Raw genomic sequence first — 2,246 nt, forward strand, 5'->3', positions numbered from 1 at the left:
CCAGTCAATCTCAAAAGCTTCAATAATTTTATTTTGTTTTTTTGTGAGTTCTGAAAATATTATATTTTTTTTATTGATTTGAGTTCTTTTTATTTTATTGAGTTCTAACATTAATTCTCGTAAACTGTAATTTTTAAATAATCCTTTTTCTTTCATTATTTTTGAAACACTCGAATATAAAATTGATGTTATAAATTTAACAAACAGCCTTCCTTCTGCACTGTCTTTACTGTGAGCACGTAAGCGTTTACCGAGTAATTCATTTTTAACAACATCGAATACCTTTTCAATACTGTCTTTACTTCTATAATAATCAATTATTTGCAATCTGTCTAAATCGGTATTATTTGCCATTACAAATATTCCGTTTTTTGATAGATATTCATTTATTCTGCGTCTGTTTTTCCCTATCTTTTTATCAAGTTTTTGCCATTTAAAAAACATTTGAAATTTAGAAGGAATTTCATTATTTCTGAAATTCTTATACTCTTTTAAACTTTCAAAAGTTTTATTTTTAAAGCGTTGTTCTATTGATAATAAGGATTTTAAGAACACTTCTTTTTGTGCTTGTTTTGTTTTTTCATTCAGAAAAATATGAGCATTAAAAGTTTTATCTTCAAAATTAATAGTGTCGGCACTATGATACAAAAGCGAATCATTATACAAAAAAGCATTAGAATAATCGGATGTTTCTCTTGCATATTTACGTGCTAACTTCCTAACCTTCTTTAAACTAAAAGGCAGTGGTTGTATAAATGATATTTTACTTTTATCGTTTGCCAAGCTCAAAATATTACTCGTAGAAAAAAAACCTCTGTCTAAAATAAGAAGGAACTCTTTTAATCCGAAACCAGATAAATATTTAACTGTATTCTTTAATGTCTTTACATCGGTTAAACTGCCTGCATATGATTGATAATAAATAGGCAATGAATTTTCTTTACAATACACCAAACCAAGATTTAGCTGAGAAAGTTTTTCTCCGTCTCTGTTATAACCCCATTCTATAAAATCATTATTTACCGAATAACTTGATATTGATGTTATATCATAATATATTGTTTTTATGGGATTTAGATATTCAATCCAATTTTTGAGGAACAATTTTATATCGACCTGCGAATTTCCTATATTTGTATATAATTCAGAGATTTTACTGGAACTCATTTTTTTAGAATCAGGTAAGTAATTTTGCTCAAACCAATAATCAAATAAATATTCAGGTGTTTCATCAGATATTTGGTAATAGCATAAATTTAAAATATCATCAAAATCCTCTGGAAATATTTCTGATAAAATTTTTTTAAGCCCAATTTTTTCACTCAAATATTTTAATAAAAAAACACTTCCGTATTTTTTTATATGGATTTCTTTCAAGTCTTGTTTAAAAAAAGCCTCTTTTACAGGATTTTTGGGTCCGATATATGTTCGTTTTTGTCGAGACTGTTTTTTGTCTTTATCCCAATAACTTTCAACATTATACAGGTATATCCTGCCCTTAATATTTTGTTCAACTATGTATGTCATCGTTAATAATTTAATAATAACTATTAGACTGCAATAATACGCATGTTATTAGGTATATACAAATTTATTAAACATAGTTATTAACAATACAATGCTATTTTAGGGTATAATTATTACAGGTTCAGATGATCTTGGTGAATACCATATAAGAGCTATGATTGAAACGAAATCTTGTACTTTTAAACTTAAAAGTATGTTTAATGATTTTATTTATTAGTCCCCGTACTAGCTGTAGTTTGTAACTACACCTATATATTGAAATATATAATTGAATTTTTATATCAAATCAATTTCAATTAATGATTCCAATTCTGCATAGTTTCTTGCACTTGAAAAGTTAAAAAATACAATCCGAATTGATTTAATATTTGATAAGAGATACCCAATTTTTAATCTTTTTTGAAATTGCAAATTATTTAATATTTTACTATATTTTAAATGATTATTAATATATTAAGGGTTCAAAAATTGGAAATCACAAATTGTGATATCCAATAAAGAAAAGATGGGATTACGAAAACCACCATTAGTTTTTACAGAGCAAGGTGTAGCAATGTTGTCAAGTGTTTTGAACAGTGAGTCCGCTATAACAGTAAATAGTGTCTCTAAGAAAACTCTGCAAAATTAGATTCCTATCTTTTTGCGATATTTTTATCTTTCTCAACTCACTGATGCTAAGGCATCGCCTCGTCTCAAAAAATAAAAATCTCATCAAAAAT

Annotated in this window: 2 protein-coding genes; one reads left to right on the forward strand and one right to left on the reverse strand. The window is 26.4% G+C overall.

Features of this window, described 5'->3' with window-relative positions; all coding sequences use genetic code 11:
- Positions 1 to 1,527, reverse strand: a 1,527-nt coding sequence (locus tag U9R42_10970; protein ID MEA3496547.1) for an IS1634 family transposase, incomplete at its 3' end; no start/stop codon positions are given.
- Between the two features lie 481 nt (positions 1,528 to 2,008).
- Between U9R42_10970 and U9R42_10975 the strand changes: the two genes are divergently transcribed.
- The gene (locus U9R42_10975; GenBank protein MEA3496548.1) at positions 2,009 to 2,155 is read left to right on the forward strand and encodes a hypothetical protein; all 147 of its coding nucleotides are present in this window, start codon (positions 2,009 to 2,011) and stop codon (positions 2,153 to 2,155) included.
- Positions 2,156 to 2,246: the final 91 nt, after the last annotated feature.

It is taken from the genome of Bacteroidota bacterium, from assembly GCA_034723125.1.
Lineage (GTDB): Bacteria > Bacteroidota > Bacteroidia > CAILMK01 > JAAYUY01 > JAYEOP01.